This is a genomic window from uncultured Methanobrevibacter sp. (genome assembly GCF_902774605.1).
In the GTDB taxonomy this organism is placed as follows: Archaea; Methanobacteriota; Methanobacteria; order Methanobacteriales; family Methanobacteriaceae; genus Methanocatella.
Genome location: NZ_CACYJE010000005.1, coordinates 14,574 through 30,159, shown reverse-complemented (window position 1 = coordinate 30,159; position 15,586 = coordinate 14,574). Strand labels below are relative to the sequence as shown.

Below are 15,586 nucleotides of genomic sequence, written 5' to 3'. Positions count from 1 at the left end.
TTAATTTTTACTTCTTTTTATCTCTGGAACATATCTCTTAAGCATCAATGAGAGGGATATGACCGTAACTGAACTTAAAGCCATTGCCAGTCCTGCCAGTGCAGGCTCGAAGGTTATTCCGAATGCAGGATACAGGACCCCTGCTGCAATAGGTATTAGTATTGTGTTGTATGCGAATGCCCAGAAGATGTTTTCCTTGATTCTGCGCATCACCTTTTTGGAGAACTGAACTGCAGCAACAACATTCTCCAAATCACCTTCCATGACCACAATATCCCCGCTTTCCATTGCAATGTCGGTTCCGTTGCCCATTGCAACACCGATGTCTGCCTGTGTCAATGCAGGCGCGTCGTTGATTCCGTCACCTACAAACAGCACCTTGCGGGTGTGGTTGGCCTGGGTCTTCTTGACTATGTCCAGCTTGTTTTCTGGAAGTATTCCCGCCTCGACATTGTCTATTCCAACCTCGCCTGCAACTGTCAGGGCTGTGGCCTCATTGTCCCCTGTAAGCATGTAGGTCTCAACACCCATCTTGTGCAGTTCATCGATTGTCCTTTTGGAATTGGCCTTGATCTTGTCGGAGAGGCTCAAGATTCCCCTGACATGCTTATCTTCAGCAAGGAATATGATTGTCTTTGAGAGCTTTTCAAGCTCATGATACTTATCGACAGCTTCAGTGGACACGTCAACATCATATGCCTGCATGAGGCTCAAGTTACCTGCCAACACTTCACTTGAGTTCAATTCTGCTTTTAAACCTTTACCTGTGACGTTTTCAAATGATGTTGTCTGGCCAAGTTCAATATCCAATTCCTTTGCCTTGTTCACAATGGCCTTGGCGATCGGGTGAGTTGAGTTCTGCTCGACACTTGCTGCGAGCTTGATTAAGTCTTTCTCACTGCCTTCATAAGCTATTATGTCATCCACTTCAGGCTTGCCCTCGGTTATTGTACCTGTCTTGTCGAATGCAGCAACATCTATTTGACCTGCATTCTCCAATGTGTCGCCGTTTTTAATGAGTATTCCGAACTCCGCTGCCCTTCCAACACCCACTGTGACTGCTGTCGGGGTGGCCAGTCCAAGTGCGCATGGGCATGCAACAACAAGTATTGAAATCAGGCAGGTCAGGGAGAAGAGCAATGTTCCGCCTAGAATGAAGTACCATATGCAGAACACTATAATCGCTATCGTCAGTATGACCGGTATGAAGTAGGATACGATTGTGTTTGCGAACTTCTGAACCGGCGGGCGTGATGACTGTGCCTTTTCAACCAGTCGAATGATGTTTGACAGTACTGTTTCCTTACCTATCTTTTTGGCGCGAATATGCAATACTCCATCCTGGTTGATTGTTCCTGCAAACACCTCTTCACCATCCTTTTTAACCTTAGGTATCGGTTCACCATTTATCATTGATTCGTCAACGTATGATTCACCACCGACAACATCCCCGTCAACTGGAATTTTTTCACCCGGCTTTACCAAAAGCAGGTCATCCAGCACGATATCTGCAATGGAGACTTCCTTTTGGGATATGATTTCACCGGATTCATCAACCTCTATTGCGGTTGCGACTGTAGGCTGAAGGCCGATGAGCTCACGGATTGAATCGGATGTTCTCTTTTTGGCTCTTGCTTCAAGGTATCTTCCAATCATTAAAAATGACGGCAGCATGACTGCGGAGTCGTAGAACATGAAGGTATGGTCGAGGACTATTCCGAATGTTCCGAAAATGCTTGAAATGTAAGCCACAAGAATACCCATTGAGTACATTACGTCCATGTTGAGGTTCTTATGCATCAAACCGTTGATACCTGCTTTTAAGATTGGCAGTGAAACGTATAGGAACGGTGCAATGCTTACAATCAGTGAGAGCAAACCCATTGAGGATATGTGGAGTCCTGTTGCCTTGTGGATGCCATGGGTGAGTCCCATTAGAGGGTCCCATCCGCTGAACATCAGTATCATCAGGATTGCTGAGAAGATGAGTCCAACGATTATGCGGTTGCGTTTTTCCTTAAGGTCCTGCTGGTAAATGGCTTCCTCATCAATCTCGGTTTGGCCTTCAACGCCCAATAATTCAAAGCCTAATGAAACGATGACCTCTTCGATTTCATCCAGGGTCACTTTTGATGCGTCATAGCGTATCTTAGCGGTTTGGGATGTCAATTCCGCCTTGACGTCAAAAATGCCGTCCAGTCTTATCAGGAAATTCTCAACATTCATTGTGCAGGATGCGCAGTGCATTCCCTGAATCCTTATTGTCATCTCATCGGAGTGCAGGTCAAAGCCTAGGTTCTTGACCAGTCGCTCCATTTCATCATATGATATTTTTTTAGTGTCAACTGTAATGTGCAGCTTGTTTGCTGCCAAATCAGCATCAACATCTTCTACTCCTTCTATTTTACCAAATGTTTTATTAACGCTCAATACGCAGGATGCACAATGCATTCCTTCAATCGGCAAATCCATATGCTTATGCTTTACCATGATATCACAACCGTTTCACTTGTATGAAACTAAATTTATTTTTAACACTTAAAAAGGTTTAGGTTACACTAAAAATTATATATACTTTGCGGAAGTGCGGCAATGTGAAAAAGCACAAAAACACAGTTAAAGAGCTTTTATAAAGAATTAAGACAATATTAATAGTTATGACAATAGAAATCGTTTCACTATTAAAAGAAAAAGCCATTACTGCAAGTGATGATGCCGTAACTATTAATAAAACAAAAGCATGGACAGGAGCTAGAAAAAATTACAAAGGAAAGAGGCATTTAACGAAAAGAAAACGTTTATAAAATAATAGAAACAAAAGAGAAATTAAGGTGATAGAATGTACCTAATACCATTTGGACAAAGCCAAAAAAGTTATACCATCGAACCAGAAGACATAAAGTTGCCCAAAGCCAATTCAAAAAAATGGCTTCAAAAAGGATTAAATCGTGAAAGATATTATGAAAAATTAAAGGAAGAAATTGAAAATGAAAAAATGGACTAAACAAAAATGTTCATAAATATTTCATTTTAATTTCCTTATGAGGTATTGTCCTCTTAAACCTTTTTTTAGGATACCCTATGATGAAAGCTGAGTACATATGCTTGTTCTTGTCGATTCCAGGGAAGAATTCCATGAGTTTCCCATGGTCGATTTCATCAGCCTTCAAAATAAATAATGAATAAAAGCCACCCAATCCCATAGTGTATGCCAGCAATTCCATTCGAGTATTGGCTATCACAGCACTTGTCTTGTCTGTTGAGAACGTCAATATCAGCTGCTGGCCGGTCCATAACAAGGGATGATATTTTTTGGAGGTATTGTCACGTATATAGTCTCCAAATTCCTTTATCCTAAAGAATTCCGCCTCCTCGATCCTGATAATATCATAGACATGCTTCATGAAGTCATTGAGCTTCCTGTCCAAAACCACGAATTCAACATCCTGCTCATTCTGGGCTGATGGTGAATAGTATGCTCCTTCAATCAGCTTGTTGAATGTGTCCTTATCAATCTTTTTGTTTTTGAACCATCTGATGGATCTTCTCTGCTTCAGCAATTCCAGAAGCTCATTGTACTTGACGGGAATCTCTTTTGGATTGTAATCCTCTATCCTGTCCTCATGGCCCTTGAATATCTTAAGGGTTATGGCTCCTGTTGGGCATATGGCCATGCAATGGCCGCATTCAAAGCAGTTGCTTCCTGTTTCAACCGCAATTTCATCTATTTCAATATTGTCTCTTATGCATACGGATTTGCATTGTCCACATGCGATGCACTCTTCACTGTCAATCATCAGTTTCATTTCACTACACAACCGTCTTGTATTACTTTCAATATGTTGTCGTTGTCGCTCAGTACGGACACGTCATCTAACGGATTGGAATTGACGATTATCAAGTCGGCAATGTAGTTTTCCTTGACAAGTCCGAGATTGTCGAATCCTAGAAACTCGGCTGCCTTGATGGTTCCTGATGCAATGGCTTCGTCCTCACTCATGCCTATGCCTGTGAGGTGTGTCAGTTCCTCCAGATTGTGTCCGTGCGGAATTACTCCGCTGTCTGTTCCCATGAGTATGTTCACGCCTTGTTCGTAAGCGGTTGTGATGTTTTCCTTGTGTACTTTAACGATTTCCTTTAGTTTTTCTGTTTTTTCGGCTGCATAACTGTCCCATGCGGGAAAGCCATTCTCATATAGGTATTGGTGAACCAGGAGTGTTGGAACCAGACTCACATTGTTTTCAACCATTCTTCTTGAGGTTTTCTCATCGATGAAGGTTCCATGTTCGATTGATGAGAAACCTGCCTTTATGCAATTATTCATTCCCTTTAGGCTGTGGCAATGGGCAGATACTTTCATGTCATTGGCTTTGGCCTCACACACGATAGTCTTCAATTCCTTAAGGTTGAATTGGGCATGTTCCGGTGAGGAATTGGTGGTCAACACTCCACCGCTGGCCATAACTTTTATGAAGTCTGCACCGGCCCTTTTAACTTCACGTGTCTTTTTAAGCACTTCCTCAACGCCGTCGCATCTTCCCTTAGGAAAACCAGGATATATTATCTCCATGTCCCATCCTGAAGGTAAAAGCAAGTCAAAGTGTCCCCCAGTCATTACAAGAGGAGTTATGGACAAGTGTATCTTTGGAGCAGTGAATAATCTACGCTGCTGTGCCAATTTAAAACTTAAATCAGCTGATCCACAATCCCTGATTGTTGTTACACCCGCATTGATTGTTTGCAAACTGTGAGGCACTGCATTGTAGAAATGCAATCCCAATGGGTTGGCCATGTTTTCCTCCTTGTGGAATCCTTTGGCGAAAATGTGAGTGTGGCAGTCAATGAAACCCGGCATCAGGTAATTGTCTTCACCGTCAATGACATTATCTGCTTTAAGTTTACTTGATGAAATTTCCTTGAGGATATTGTTTTCTATCAGAACGTTCTGATTGGTTTTAACTTCCCCAAAGGGGTTGACAATGTTTACATTTTCAATCAGGGTTTGCATAAAAATCACTTCTTATAATATTTCTATTGTGCCGTTGTCCCCGTCGACCTCAACCATTGTTCCGGTTGTCAGGTCCTTGGTTTCGGCCGGTGAGTCGACCATCGGGATGTCTGACATTATCGCGCCGGTAGCAATGATCGGCTCTGCGCTGAGACAGATTATAGCCTTTGGAGCAGTGTTGTTCTTCATCATCTGGAAGATGACGTAGGATCCGACTGTGGATCCTTTCCCGCCTGGGATGAACAGTACCTTGTCTTTTATGATTTCCCCTTTCAGTTCATGGTTCGGGTCGATTATCTGACCGTTTTCAGGATTGACTCCACCTAGAAAACTGATCGGCTCGGATGAAACAATCAGTTCCCCTTTTGCTTTTCCTTTTGCTATGTTTCTACATTCAATCATATTAATCACTTTAATTAGAATAATTTATCTTCAACTTCTTCTCCACGATTCAAGGCATTCATTGAGATTATGGTGTCGACTAATGCCCAAATCCAAATTACAATAACCAGTATGAAACCTATAAGTAATAAGATTAATATTGCCGATACCACATAGGCAATCAGCAGTAATGCACCTTTATTGTCCAATCCCAGGTATATCTGGCCCAAACCTGGCAGGAAAACACTCAGGATGACTGCAATGAGCATGCTCTTATCCTTTTTTAGAGTTATATTTTGAGTTTTAACAGGTGAATTGAGATTGTATCCGCAGTTCGGGCAGAACTTGAAATCATCACTAAGCCTATATCCACAGTTGGTGCAGTATTTGATGTTACGTGCAGGGACAGCATCATTAACAGCAGCCACTTCAGGTAAGGTTTCGGTTGTTTTGGGGATTTCCTCAATGTTTCCGAGGTATGCACCGCAGTTCTTGCAGAACTTATCCTTTGGAACCTCCTTACCGCAATCCGGACAAATCACCATCAAAATCACCTATATTACGTCTTTCTTCATTATTTCTCTTAAGACTGCAGTTGCGTATGAGCCCTTGTTTATTGAAAACTCACACATCACCCCATCGTCAACCGCCTTGGCTGAAGCGTCCCATACCTGGAACCTCATTGAGCGTCTGAGCCCATGGCTTCCAAGACGTGGCATTTTCGGAACCTCGAAATCGGATTTGTCCAAATCATAATTCCTCAAGACATTCTCCTCCATCTCGCCAACGGCGCCGCCTGCATATGGGACCTTGGTGCCGTATAACGGACAGGTAGGGTTTGCCTCAAAACTATCCATCAGTTCCTGATACTCCTCAGGAGTCTTATCATAGACTATGTGCTCCTCATTGTCGATTATGATGTCGCCTTCAATGTATTTGTCAATGCCCATGGCCACACGATTGCTCACTGCCTCGTTGAAGAGGTATGACTGATAAGCATGGACGAACATTCTCTGCAGGGGCTTCGGTAATGCGTATAAGGCGTTCTTGTATGACTTTTCAGTTAGCTCGCCCTTGCGTGAATCCTTGATGAGTTCGCGAATCATCATTTTCTCATATCTCATCCCCTTACCCATGAGGTTCAGTGACTCTTCAAGGTTGCCGTCATCATATGCCTGTCTAGCCATCTGGTTTTCTTCATGCTCCTCTTCTGAAGGATGGCCGATATATGTTCCGACTGCCTTTTCCAAGTCGTTTTCTATCAATGCCTTTCCGACAAGGTGAGTGTTTGTTCTTGGCTTTCCGAACCTCTGCCAGCCGAAATAGTTTGGAACGCCTGTAACCTGCAGTTCCTTTAAAACCTCATTTGCAATATCAGCGGACCCTTCAATGTCATCCAAGTCCTTAATGAGTATCTTGAACTTGTTTCCCTTGAGTTGACCCATGCGGAGTTTCTTGCGGCCACGAACTATCTTTAAAAAATCAGTCTTGTAGATGTCCAGGTCCCTGACCTGCTGCATCTGCTTGTCGGAATCCATATTGGCTATGCAAATCCATTGCCGAGTCAGTGCCTTCTTGTCCTTCATTCCTGCAAAGCCCATTCTTTTCCTTGAGACGTGAAGGTCACGGGAAATGTCAAGGACAACGTCAAGGGTGGTTCTTCCGAGCTTTTCTATCCAGATGTAGATGTTTGGTCCTTCGCCGGATGGGATGATTTCAGGAATTTCTTCAACGTAAAAATCTTCATATTGGTTTCTAATGGTTCCACCAATACCTTTTTGAGAAGTAACATATGTATTAGCGTTTAACATAATAATCACGGAAATTATAAATGCCCTGGCCGGGATTTGAACCCGGGGAATGGGATCCGCAGTCCCATGTGTTATCCAAACTACACCACCAGGGCTAAACAAAATAAGATAACAATTAATTATATGAATTTTATAGTATTTAATCATTACCATACTGACAACGTATATGAATAATCCCCGTAAGTGCGTGTGGCAACAGAAACGCTGCTTTTGGAATCATACTCCCCATTGGAAGCCAACACTTCACCATCAAGCACATTGGTTTCAGTGAACCTGTAATTCCCAAGATTGAACGACTCCAGCTTATCCTTTGAAATCTCTGAAACTTCCCTTACCGATTGCTTTGAATTCTTGCCATCCTTCAGCATGGTTGAAATTTCACCGATGAAGGTGTGGTCTTTGAAATCTATCTTGCCGCTCAAAAGCTCCATAACATCCTGCGCCTGGCGAATGTCCTTGCTTTCATATGAATACTCATAGCTTGGAACGTTGATTGCAGTGTTGATTATTAAGAATACGACTAAAAGCAAAACGATTGCAAGCATTGCGTCAATTATATACAATGAACCTTTATTGTCTAACATGAATAATAATTGCACCCCATTTTATTAAAAAAGTCTCAAAGTGCGACTGTATGATTTTGTGCACAGTCGCACTTTAAAAAGCTGTTTATAAAATAAACACCAAAAATTAGTAATGCAAATAGCGTTGTTCAAATTAATGAATTAAATGAATTAATTTCAAATAACGAGGTTTGAATAATGCTAAAACACCAAGGAGATACGAATATGCCATCATTCTTTAAAACAGAAAAAGAAAATACTTCAAAAACAAGACTTATTGATAATTTAAAAATATATTCTGAAAAAACTGGTAGAAATGTTGTGATATATGCTTCAAATTTTTTAAATGATGATTCTGAAGAAAATTACATCAATTCATTTGATAAAAATGGATTTATGAAAGTTATGAATAATCTAAATAAATCAAAAGGATTAGACTTGATATTACACACTCCTGGTGGGGCAATAAGTGAAACAGAATCAATTATAGATTACTTACATGTACAATTTAACCAAAATATAAGAGCAATAATTCCCCAAATGGCAATGTCCGGAGGTACAATGATTGCTTGTTCTTGTAACGAAATTTATATGGGAAACCAATCAAGTTTAGGACCAGTTGATCCACAGATATTAGACATGTCTGCTAAAAGTGTAATTAAAGAACATGAACTAGCAAAAAAAGAAATTATGGAACAACCAGAGACAATCCCCTATTGGACAACATTGCTTGATAAGTATCCTGCTAATTTCGTGTTTGAATGTGAAAATCTTATTGAATGGAGCGAAAATATTTTAGAAAAGGCTTTAAAGTATTCTAAAACAAAAAATATCAATAAATTGAAAAAGTTTTTGATTACCAATGAATCAATTAAAGAACATTCACAAAACTTTTCTGCGATTCAATGTAAAGAAATGGGATTGCCTATCAAATTTCTTGAAAATGAGAAAAATTTGAATAAATTAATTTTGTCAATCCATAAAGAATATTTAAATTATTTCAATGAAAACAACGCTCGAAAAATTTTTGTAAATCAAAAAGGAATCTTCATATCAGTATATTCAGATAAATAAGAAAATATTTATATAATATTAAAAAAAAACTAATAATACATATTGCACATCATATTAAAAACTTAGAATCATGATTAATAAATAAAATAAGTATCATAGTGGTTTAATTGATAAAATTTAGAGGTATATCATGAGAATTAAACATAAACGATTAGAAAAAATGCAAAAAAAATATGAAAAATATGGTTTTAAAAAACTAAATAAGGGTTACAAAAAAACAACAATTAGATAAATAATAGAGAAATCAATTGTTGATTTCCCTAACTATCTTTCCCCACGAATGTGTTCAATAACCTTATCCTTTTTAGCAATCGCCAAATCGGATGCCCTTTGAACCTTCTCCTTCATCATTTCAAAGTCCTCAGGAGTGGTTTCACCGACCAGCTTTTTAATCTTGGTGTAGGCCGCTTCACGGAACAACGGCACAAGTTTTTCATCAGACCCGTCCTCTTTAATGAGTATAGGTTCTCCTGAATTGTTGACCTCACCAATTTCTGATATTGCAACATCATACTTGCCGACGGCCTTTTTGACATCACTTACTATTTCAGGAGGCACGATCAACATCAATGAATCTGTTGACACTCCCAACGGGTCGATGTTTAATGTTTCAAGCATGTTCAAAACGTTTGGCGCAACCATCTGGCGGATTTCATTTTCATAGAATTCCAATCCGACTCCAGTGGTGTTTGATATTTCATGAGCGTCACCGCGCAATCCACCGTTGGTAACGTCAGTCATCGCATGAATGTCCTTTACGAGATCGGCTTCAAAGAGTGCATGTGATGCCTGGACGAAGTTAACATTCATTGTATCCCACACGACATCGAAAAATCCGTTATATAAAGCGGTGGTTGTTATTGTTCCCCCACCGGAACCCTCAGTTAAAAGTATCACGTCACCTTCGGTTGCTCCCTTACGCGCTGTTGGAGGATAAGCGGACACTCCTACGCTTCCAACCGCTGACACGAACCTGTCACCCAACACCATGTCGCCGCCGACACGCAATGTGCTTCCGGCAACAATCGGCACATCAACGAGTTCTGAGACTGCAGCGACTCCAGCGGTGAAGTCGAATATCTTTGCAACGTCCCCGTCATCAGCAAGGTGTACATCGCTTAGAATGGCCACAGGGTCGGCCCCCATAACGCAGACATCCCTCAGTGTTGCGCGGGTAACGTGGAAACCTCCGAGGAACGGGTATTCGCTTAATCTTGAGTGTATGCCGTCCACTGCAGTGGTAATGTAGACCTCATCATTCTTGACCGGTGCCTTCACCACTCCACCGTCGTCCTGTTCTGATGGATTGACGAGTGAAGCGGTGTTTGTGGATGACACTATTTCCGCGATTTTCCTGTGAACGAAAAAGTCCCCGGCTCCGCGTGAGCCTACTCCCATCTCTCCCATCAGCACATCAGCCTTGTTGACGTTTGCTATTTCTTTTAGAAACTCGTCATCGCTTTCCTGCAGTTTCAGTGTTGTTGCCACTTCATCAATAACTGCCTTTGCCATTTCAACTGAATTGTCCTCAGTGATGTTCTTGTATTCTCTTATGCGCACTGCTAGAATGTCTGCCAAATCATCATAAGTGTAATCGTCAATTCTAGCCCTTACAAATCCTTCAATATCCATTGTCTATATCTCCAAGTTAGTGAAATTCTTTAGGATTTTCAATCCTGCCTTACCGCTTTTTTCGGGATGGAATTGTGTTGAGAATAAATTATTCCTGTTTAAACTAGCCACAACACTGCTTCCATATTCACATACTCCGGCAATGATTTCTTCATCATCCGGAATCACATGATAAGAATGAACGAAATAGAAGTATTCCCCATCTATTCCTTCAAGTATTCTTGAATTGCTGGTGACTTCAAGCCTGTTCCAGCCCATATGTGGAATCTTAACCACTTCAGGGAGTTTTTCAACATGACCCTTAAATAAATCAAGGCCCTTGACGCCTGGTGATTCCTCGCTTGAGCTCATGAGCACCTGCTGGCCGAGGCATATTCCAAGGAATGGCTTGTCATCGTTTATGTGCTCATATATTACATCCTTGAACCCTTCAAGGTTTTCCATTGCACTGCCGAATGCCCCGACACCCGGCAGGACAAGGTAGTCGCTGTCGGCGATGATTTGCTTATCATCGGTTATTTGATATTCGGCACCGATTTTCTTAAAGCCGTTTGAGATGCTTTTGAGGTTTCCGCTCTTATAATCTATTATTGTTATCATTCGCTTAACCACCCGATTGTTGACCTTATCATGCCTCCGAAATCAGAGAAGACTATCTCATCAACACCCAATGTCTTTGAATGTGCGTCGAGTTCGGCAACGACATGAGTGTAGCCGAGGTTTCTCAATGGCTCAACGAGACGTGGCCCGTCGGTTACTGCCACTGATTCAACGTCAAAGTCCTCTATCGGGAACGCATGAGGAACGCCGAACACCACTATCAAGTCCAAGTCCTTGTCCTTAAGGTATTGCGCCGCATCTCCTGCAGTGATTGGGTACTCGTCAAGGCCGCCGGTAATGTGGTCAGGTTCGATGTCGAGCTGCTCTTTGATGTTTACAGCGTGCTGCCTGATTCTTGGAAGACCAATGTTTTCATCAAGGTTGGCGACGAAAATCGGCTTGATGTCAGGATTTATCTGCTTGTAATCGAAATTGATGATGTCAGCAAAGAGGTATGATGTTTCCTTTTTAACGTTTAAAACGAAAGCGACTTTCCTGCCATCCTTTAATGCTTGGACTACTGTTCTTGCAACTTTCTCCTTTGAGTCTCCGAAGTTCGGCTTGATGTATTTGCCCTGAGCCATTCCACGGGTCTTTTCAACCTCAGTTGCCTTTTCAAGCATTTCAATCTGCCTGTCGGATTCCTCACGCGGAATGACACCGGCCTCAACGGCCGCATCAAGCGCCATGATTGCACCGACAGTATTGTCACCCTCACCGGAGCCCCCATGGGATTCGACCGGTATCACGGTGCATGGCAAGTCTGCTGTTTCAATGGCGTCCTTCAAGTCTTCACCGATTATCATGCTGGCGCATGTGCCCGCTATTCCCATGAGTTCTGGTTTGAATTCCTCATAAGCCTCGGTCAAGGTTTCAACCAGCTTTTCACCGGCACCTAATATAAAGTCATTTTCGGACATTCCGGTGGTAACCACGCGAACTCCATCCCCTTCTAGAAGGCGGGCTGTCCTGAAACAGCACCCGGTGGGTCCGTGCATGATGATTACATCTACGTTCATGTCTCTTAACGTGTAGAGAGTTGCAGCGATTGGACTTGGTCTTGGATGTATAATTTTTATCACCTTACAATTTAATAAGTAATTATTTAAAATTCGTGATTAATATAATTAATTAGGAGACTGGATTATGAAACTTGACAAACAATTACTCGAGGAAAAAATTCGCGAATACAGAACATTCAAAAGTTGCTCCGAATCCACATTGATGGGCCTTTGTGAAACAGCAGGCGCTGACATCACCCCTAAGGAAATGACCAAGTTGGCCTGCGGCTTTGCAGGAGGCATGGGAGGAACATTCGAAGAGGGAACCTGCGGGGCAGTGACCGGCGCATTGATTGCCAACGGCATCCTCAATGATGACCCGTCACAAATCAAGGCCAATGCAAAGGCAATATTCAACTCCTTCAAGGAGGAGTACGGAACCGTGCGCTGCGACATAATAAGCAAGAAAGGAGAGGACAAGTCCCCATGCGTCGACTGCTGCGTTTTCATCGCAGACAAGGTGGCTGACCTGCTTGACGAGTAAGTGGTTTTCATGAGCAAAATCAGGTTCGCAGACGAGAATGACTTGGCATTGATATTGGACTTCATCAAGCAGTTGGCGACTTATGAAAAGATGCTTGATGAGGTTGTCGCCACTGAGGAGCTTCTAAATGAATGGTTATTTGTGAGGAAGGTGGCTGAAGTAATATTCATCATGGAGGATGATGCTGAAGTCGGCTTTGCACTCTTCTTCCATAATTTCTCAACATTCCTTGGAAAGGCAGGAATATACTTGGAGGATCTTTTCGTCAAACCTGAATACCGTGGCAAGGGCTACGGAAAGGCATTGATTAAGAAGCTTGCATCAATCGCTATTGAAAGAGGCTGCGGCCGCTTGGAATGGTCATGCCTTGACTGGAACCAGCCAAGCATTGACTTTTACCTTTCATTAGGTGCCGAGGCGATGGATGAGTGGACTGTATATCGAGTTGCCGGAGACACACTGGCAAATCTAACGAAATGATATGAATGAACAAGAAGGAAGTCTTTTTCAGGGATAAGGAAGAGTGCAACGAAGAGTTCACCCACATCACAGGAGACATCACTGACCCTGCACTGAAAGCCATTGACGAATTATATGGTGCGGCAGACGTCTTAAGCATTAAAAATGCCCTCAAGCATCAGAGAATACTTCTGGCATTGTCAATCATCGGGACATTAATCACCATGGGTTTTCTTTTATATGATGAGGCCGAATTGCACGGACTCATACTTGCATGCACAGTCATGATACTGTTCTTGTTCTATATCCGCAGGAAAGCCCATACTCTTGACTGTCACAGGAAATACATTGAATACCGCGTACTTGCAGAGACATTGCGTGTCCAGTTCTTCCTATCCGTTGCAGGGGTTCAAAAACAAGTTGTAGACATTCTGCCATGGTTCATAAGGCAGGGCCTGCCATGGATTGAGGATGTGCTGAAGTCATTGCCGAAAATGAGCAGTCATGAAAGAAATCCAATCATTAACTTCTGGATACTTGACCAGAGAGCATATCATAATGGCGCTCTTGCAAAAGCGGAAAACAAGAAAAACAGGGACAACAGGACCACACGAGTGGTCATAGTCATCACAATCATAGCATACCTCATCACATTGTTCTTTGAGCTTTTCATCTCCACTCAAAATCCCGGAAATGTTGATGTCAATGCCGTTAGGGCGATTTTGAAAATAATTGTAGGTACAATGTCCGCCGTAACCCTTTTTACCAGCAGCTACTACGGCAAGCTGTCATTGACATACACCATCAATGACCACAAAAGGATGATTGCCCTGTACGACAATGCAGAAAGAGAAATTGCCCGGAAGGGCGAAACCGAGGAGATACTGGTTGACCTGGCCAGGGAGTTTCTCATTGAGAACAGTACCTGGTACTCCTATCAAACCAAGAACAAGCCTGACCTAGTTTTCTAAGACGGGCTTCAACTTTCGAATGGTATATCTTGCATAAATGTAGTTTAGAATGGATGCTATAATCCTTCCGACAGCCAATCCCAGCCATATGCCGGTCAAACTCATATTCATCACTATTCCAAACAGGTAAGTGAAACCGACAGTTAATATTAGCTCCCGTATGATTGTCCATGCAAGTGAGGTTGTTCCGCGCCCGATTCCCTGATACATGAAGTTGGAAGGCATGCCGACACCAACCAACAATAATCCGAAGCATGCAATCCTTAGGAAATTGGTTATCTCCGGAATCAATGGGGCGGTTTCGGGAGTGTATGCGAATATCATTGCCAATTGCGGTGCGAATACCACTATCAATAGCATGATTGCCACTGCGAACATTGTGGCGAATTTTGTGCCGTAGGCATGTGTTCTTCTAAGGTAATTCCAGTTCTTGGCGCCGAATGATGAACCGCTCACCGCTGCAACAGCACTTCCAATAGCTGTCAACGGCATTATACCGAAGAGATATAGCCTTTGGCCTGATGTGAACGCCGCAATACCATACTCTCCACCGACAGAGGATATGAACATCAGATAGAAGCTCATTGCAACTGACATCATAAACATGTCCAGCGAAGATGGAATCCCCACCTTTAAAATGTCCCTGATGATTGCAGGGTCGAACTCGAACCCTTTAAGCTTAACATCAACGTAAGTGTCCTTTTTGATTAAGATCCAGTACATGATCACGATTGCCGAACCGAATGAGCTCACTATTGTTGCAAGTGATGCGCCTGCAGAGCCCATGTTTAAAACATAGATGAATAACGGGTCGAGAATGAAGTTCAATATGACTGAGACCATCATCGCATACATTGCCCTTTTCATGTCGCCTTCTCCACGAAGGATTCCGCTTCCGCCGTTTCCGAACATGAATGCGAATAGCCCTGCAAACAATGGTGTCCCGTATCTTATCCCTTCAACGAGTGACTGGCCGCTTGCACCGTATGCCTTGAGCAAGGGTTCCTGTATGACGAGCAGGAGCAGAGTAAGTATTATTGAAGCTATTAAGAATATCAAAAGTGAGTGTGATGCTGACTTGCTTGCCTTTTCATGGTTTTTGGCGCCGACCGCTCGGCTGATGCTGCTGGTTGCACCATTTCCCAATCCTACGCTCACACCATTTAAAATCATGAATATTGGCGTTACAAATCCTATTCCTGCAATAGCTGCCTGTCCCAGTCCTGCAACCCATATTCCGTCAACGATATTGTATGATGCTGTCAGAAGCATTGATATCATTATTGGGATTGCCAGTTTCCTGACTGCTATTTCAGGCTCTCCCCTCATCAGTTCAACATTCTTATTGGCCATGTTTAATCATATGATTTTCATGCAATATTAAATCTATGCTTAAAATTGAAAATTTGATTGATTAAAATGATACTGTCGACATTGAAATTGATTTTTTTAATCGCATTTCACATTACCATTAGGGATTTGGAAAAATCAAAGCAATTCAAAATAGGGATATATATCAAGAAGTTGAAAACAAATGAGAGA

At 42.3% G+C, this 15,586-nt stretch carries 17 protein-coding genes and 1 tRNA gene; 6 read left to right on the top strand and 12 right to left on the bottom strand.

The window, feature by feature from the left end; all coding sequences use genetic code 11:
- On the bottom strand, positions 1-2,490 hold the full coding sequence (locus QZU77_RS02105; protein WP_295599302.1) for a heavy metal translocating P-type ATPase: 2,490 nt from the start codon (positions 2,488-2,490) through the stop codon (positions 1-3).
- 167 nt (positions 2,491-2,657) lie between these two features.
- Between QZU77_RS02105 and QZU77_RS02100 the strand changes: the two genes are divergently transcribed.
- Complete coding sequence (locus QZU77_RS02100) at positions 2,658-2,804, top strand: hypothetical protein (RefSeq protein ID WP_295599299.1); 147 nt, start codon at positions 2,658-2,660, stop codon at positions 2,802-2,804.
- A 35-nt stretch (positions 2,805-2,839) separates the two neighbouring features.
- Positions 2,840-3,004, top strand: coding sequence for a hypothetical protein (locus QZU77_RS02095; RefSeq protein WP_295599296.1), 165 nt, complete (start codon positions 2,840-2,842; stop codon positions 3,002-3,004).
- A 10-nt stretch (positions 3,005-3,014) separates the two neighbouring features.
- Here QZU77_RS02095 and QZU77_RS02090 read toward each other — a convergent pair whose 3' ends face one another.
- From QZU77_RS02090 to QZU77_RS02060, 7 genes are all read right to left on the bottom strand, one after another.
- Positions 3,015-3,806 carry a nitroreductase family protein gene (locus QZU77_RS02090; RefSeq protein WP_295599293.1) on the bottom strand — a complete coding sequence of 264 codons (792 nt, stop codon included), beginning with the start codon at positions 3,804-3,806 and terminating at the stop codon, positions 3,015-3,017.
- Positions 3,803-5,008 carry an amidohydrolase family protein gene (locus QZU77_RS02085; protein WP_295599290.1) on the bottom strand — a complete coding sequence of 402 codons (1,206 nt, stop codon included), beginning with the start codon at positions 5,006-5,008 and terminating at the stop codon, positions 3,803-3,805. The genes QZU77_RS02090 and QZU77_RS02085 overlap by 4 nt, the downstream gene beginning before the upstream one ends.
- A 12-nt stretch (positions 5,009-5,020) precedes the next feature.
- Positions 5,021-5,410: a DUF126 domain-containing protein gene (locus QZU77_RS02080; RefSeq protein WP_295599287.1), complete on the bottom strand. Its 390-nt coding sequence runs from the start codon at positions 5,408-5,410 to the stop codon at positions 5,021-5,023.
- 14 nt (positions 5,411-5,424) lie between these two features.
- Positions 5,425-5,934, bottom strand: a complete 510-nt coding sequence (locus QZU77_RS02075) for a zinc ribbon domain-containing protein (RefSeq protein WP_295599284.1) — start codon at positions 5,932-5,934, stop codon at positions 5,425-5,427.
- Between the two features lie 9 nt (positions 5,935-5,943).
- Positions 5,944-7,200, bottom strand: coding sequence for a tRNA pseudouridine(13) synthase TruD (gene truD, locus QZU77_RS02070; protein ID WP_295599281.1), 1,257 nt, complete (start codon positions 7,198-7,200; stop codon positions 5,944-5,946).
- Positions 7,201-7,221: 21 nt separating this feature from the next.
- A tRNA-Arg gene (locus tag QZU77_RS02065) sits at positions 7,222-7,295 on the bottom strand.
- Between the two features lie 51 nt (positions 7,296-7,346).
- On the bottom strand, positions 7,347-7,784 hold the full coding sequence (locus QZU77_RS02060) for a hypothetical protein (protein WP_295599279.1): 438 nt from the start codon (positions 7,782-7,784) through the stop codon (positions 7,347-7,349).
- A 204-nt stretch (positions 7,785-7,988) separates the two neighbouring features.
- Between QZU77_RS02060 and QZU77_RS02055 the strand changes: the two genes are divergently transcribed.
- Entirely contained in the window at positions 7,989-8,837 is an 849-nt protein-coding gene (locus tag QZU77_RS02055; protein ID WP_295599276.1) for a S49 family peptidase, read from the top strand.
- Positions 8,838-9,101: 264 nt separating this feature from the next.
- Here the strand turns inward: QZU77_RS02055 and QZU77_RS02050 are convergent, their stop codons facing one another.
- Genes QZU77_RS02050 through cfbD form a run of 3 tightly spaced genes read right to left on the bottom strand, consistent with a single transcriptional unit; the run spans position 9,102 to position 12,139 of the window.
- The gene (locus QZU77_RS02050) at positions 9,102-10,469 is read right to left on the bottom strand and encodes an AIR synthase-related protein (protein WP_295599273.1); all 1,368 of its coding nucleotides are present in this window, start codon (positions 10,467-10,469) and stop codon (positions 9,102-9,104) included.
- 3 nt (positions 10,470-10,472) lie between these two features.
- Complete coding sequence (gene hisH / locus QZU77_RS02045; protein ID WP_295599270.1) at positions 10,473-11,069, bottom strand: imidazole glycerol phosphate synthase subunit HisH; 597 nt, start codon at positions 11,067-11,069, stop codon at positions 10,473-10,475.
- A complete protein-coding gene (cfbD, locus tag QZU77_RS02040) occupies positions 11,066-12,139 on the bottom strand; it encodes a Ni-sirohydrochlorin a,c-diamide reductive cyclase catalytic subunit (RefSeq protein ID WP_295599437.1) in 1,074 nt (357 codons plus the stop codon). The genes hisH and cfbD overlap by 4 nt, the downstream gene beginning before the upstream one ends.
- 76 nt (positions 12,140-12,215) lie before the next feature.
- Here cfbD and QZU77_RS02035 point away from each other — a divergent pair, with 76 nt between their 5' ends.
- From QZU77_RS02035 to QZU77_RS02025, 3 genes are read left to right on the top strand one after another with little or no spacing between them, the layout of a single operon-like run.
- Positions 12,216-12,614, top strand: coding sequence for a C-GCAxxG-C-C family protein (locus QZU77_RS02035; RefSeq protein ID WP_295599267.1), 399 nt, complete (start codon positions 12,216-12,218; stop codon positions 12,612-12,614).
- A 9-nt stretch (positions 12,615-12,623) separates the two neighbouring features.
- A complete protein-coding gene (locus tag QZU77_RS02030; RefSeq protein ID WP_295599264.1) occupies positions 12,624-13,094 on the top strand; it encodes a GNAT family N-acetyltransferase in 471 nt (156 codons plus the stop codon).
- Positions 13,095-13,099: 5 nt separating this feature from the next.
- Positions 13,100-14,044, top strand: coding sequence for a hypothetical protein (locus QZU77_RS02025; RefSeq protein ID WP_295599260.1), 945 nt, complete (start codon positions 13,100-13,102; stop codon positions 14,042-14,044).
- On the opposite strand, the gene QZU77_RS02020 is transcribed toward QZU77_RS02025, so the two are convergent.
- Positions 14,033-15,397, bottom strand: a complete 1,365-nt coding sequence (locus QZU77_RS02020) for an MATE family efflux transporter (protein ID WP_295599257.1) — start codon at positions 15,395-15,397, stop codon at positions 14,033-14,035. The two genes, QZU77_RS02025 and QZU77_RS02020, sit on opposite strands and share 12 nt — an antisense overlap.
- Between the last annotated feature and the right edge of the window lie 189 nt (positions 15,398-15,586).

Excerpts from the sequence above, each read along its gene's own strand:
- QZU77_RS02105 (WP_295599302.1), bottom strand. The coding sequence starts at position 2,490 with ATGGTAAAGCATAAGCATATGGATTTGCCGATTGAAGGAATGCATTGT.
- QZU77_RS02100 (WP_295599299.1), top strand. The coding sequence starts at position 2,658 with ATGACAATAGAAATCGTTTCACTATTAAAAGAAAAAGCCATTACTGCA.
- QZU77_RS02095 (WP_295599296.1), top strand. The coding sequence starts at position 2,840 with ATGTACCTAATACCATTTGGACAAAGCCAAAAAAGTTATACCATCGAA.
- QZU77_RS02090 (WP_295599293.1), bottom strand. The coding sequence starts at position 3,806 with ATGAAACTGATGATTGACAGTGAAGAGTGCATCGCATGTGGACAATGC.
- QZU77_RS02085 (WP_295599290.1), bottom strand. The coding sequence starts at position 5,008 with ATGCAAACCCTGATTGAAAATGTAAACATTGTCAACCCCTTTGGGGAA.
- QZU77_RS02080 (WP_295599287.1), bottom strand. The coding sequence starts at position 5,410 with ATGATTGAATGTAGAAACATAGCAAAAGGAAAAGCAAAAGGGGAACTG.
- QZU77_RS02075 (WP_295599284.1), bottom strand. The coding sequence starts at position 5,934 with ATGGTGATTTGTCCGGATTGCGGTAAGGAGGTTCCAAAGGATAAGTTC.
- truD (WP_295599281.1), bottom strand. The coding sequence starts at position 7,200 with ATGTTAAACGCTAATACATATGTTACTTCTCAAAAAGGTATTGGTGGA.
- QZU77_RS02060 (WP_295599279.1), bottom strand. The coding sequence starts at position 7,784 with ATGTTAGACAATAAAGGTTCATTGTATATAATTGACGCAATGCTTGCA.
- QZU77_RS02055 (WP_295599276.1), top strand. The coding sequence starts at position 7,989 with ATGCCATCATTCTTTAAAACAGAAAAAGAAAATACTTCAAAAACAAGA.
- QZU77_RS02050 (WP_295599273.1), bottom strand. The coding sequence starts at position 10,469 with ATGGATATTGAAGGATTTGTAAGGGCTAGAATTGACGATTACACTTAT.
- hisH (WP_295599270.1), bottom strand. The coding sequence starts at position 11,069 with ATGATAACAATAATAGATTATAAGAGCGGAAACCTCAAAAGCATCTCA.
- QZU77_RS02035 (WP_295599267.1), top strand. The coding sequence starts at position 12,216 with ATGAAACTTGACAAACAATTACTCGAGGAAAAAATTCGCGAATACAGA.
- QZU77_RS02030 (WP_295599264.1), top strand. The coding sequence starts at position 12,624 with ATGAGCAAAATCAGGTTCGCAGACGAGAATGACTTGGCATTGATATTG.
- QZU77_RS02025 (WP_295599260.1), top strand. The coding sequence starts at position 13,100 with ATGAACAAGAAGGAAGTCTTTTTCAGGGATAAGGAAGAGTGCAACGAA.
- QZU77_RS02020 (WP_295599257.1), bottom strand. The coding sequence starts at position 15,397 with ATGGCCAATAAGAATGTTGAACTGATGAGGGGAGAGCCTGAAATAGCA.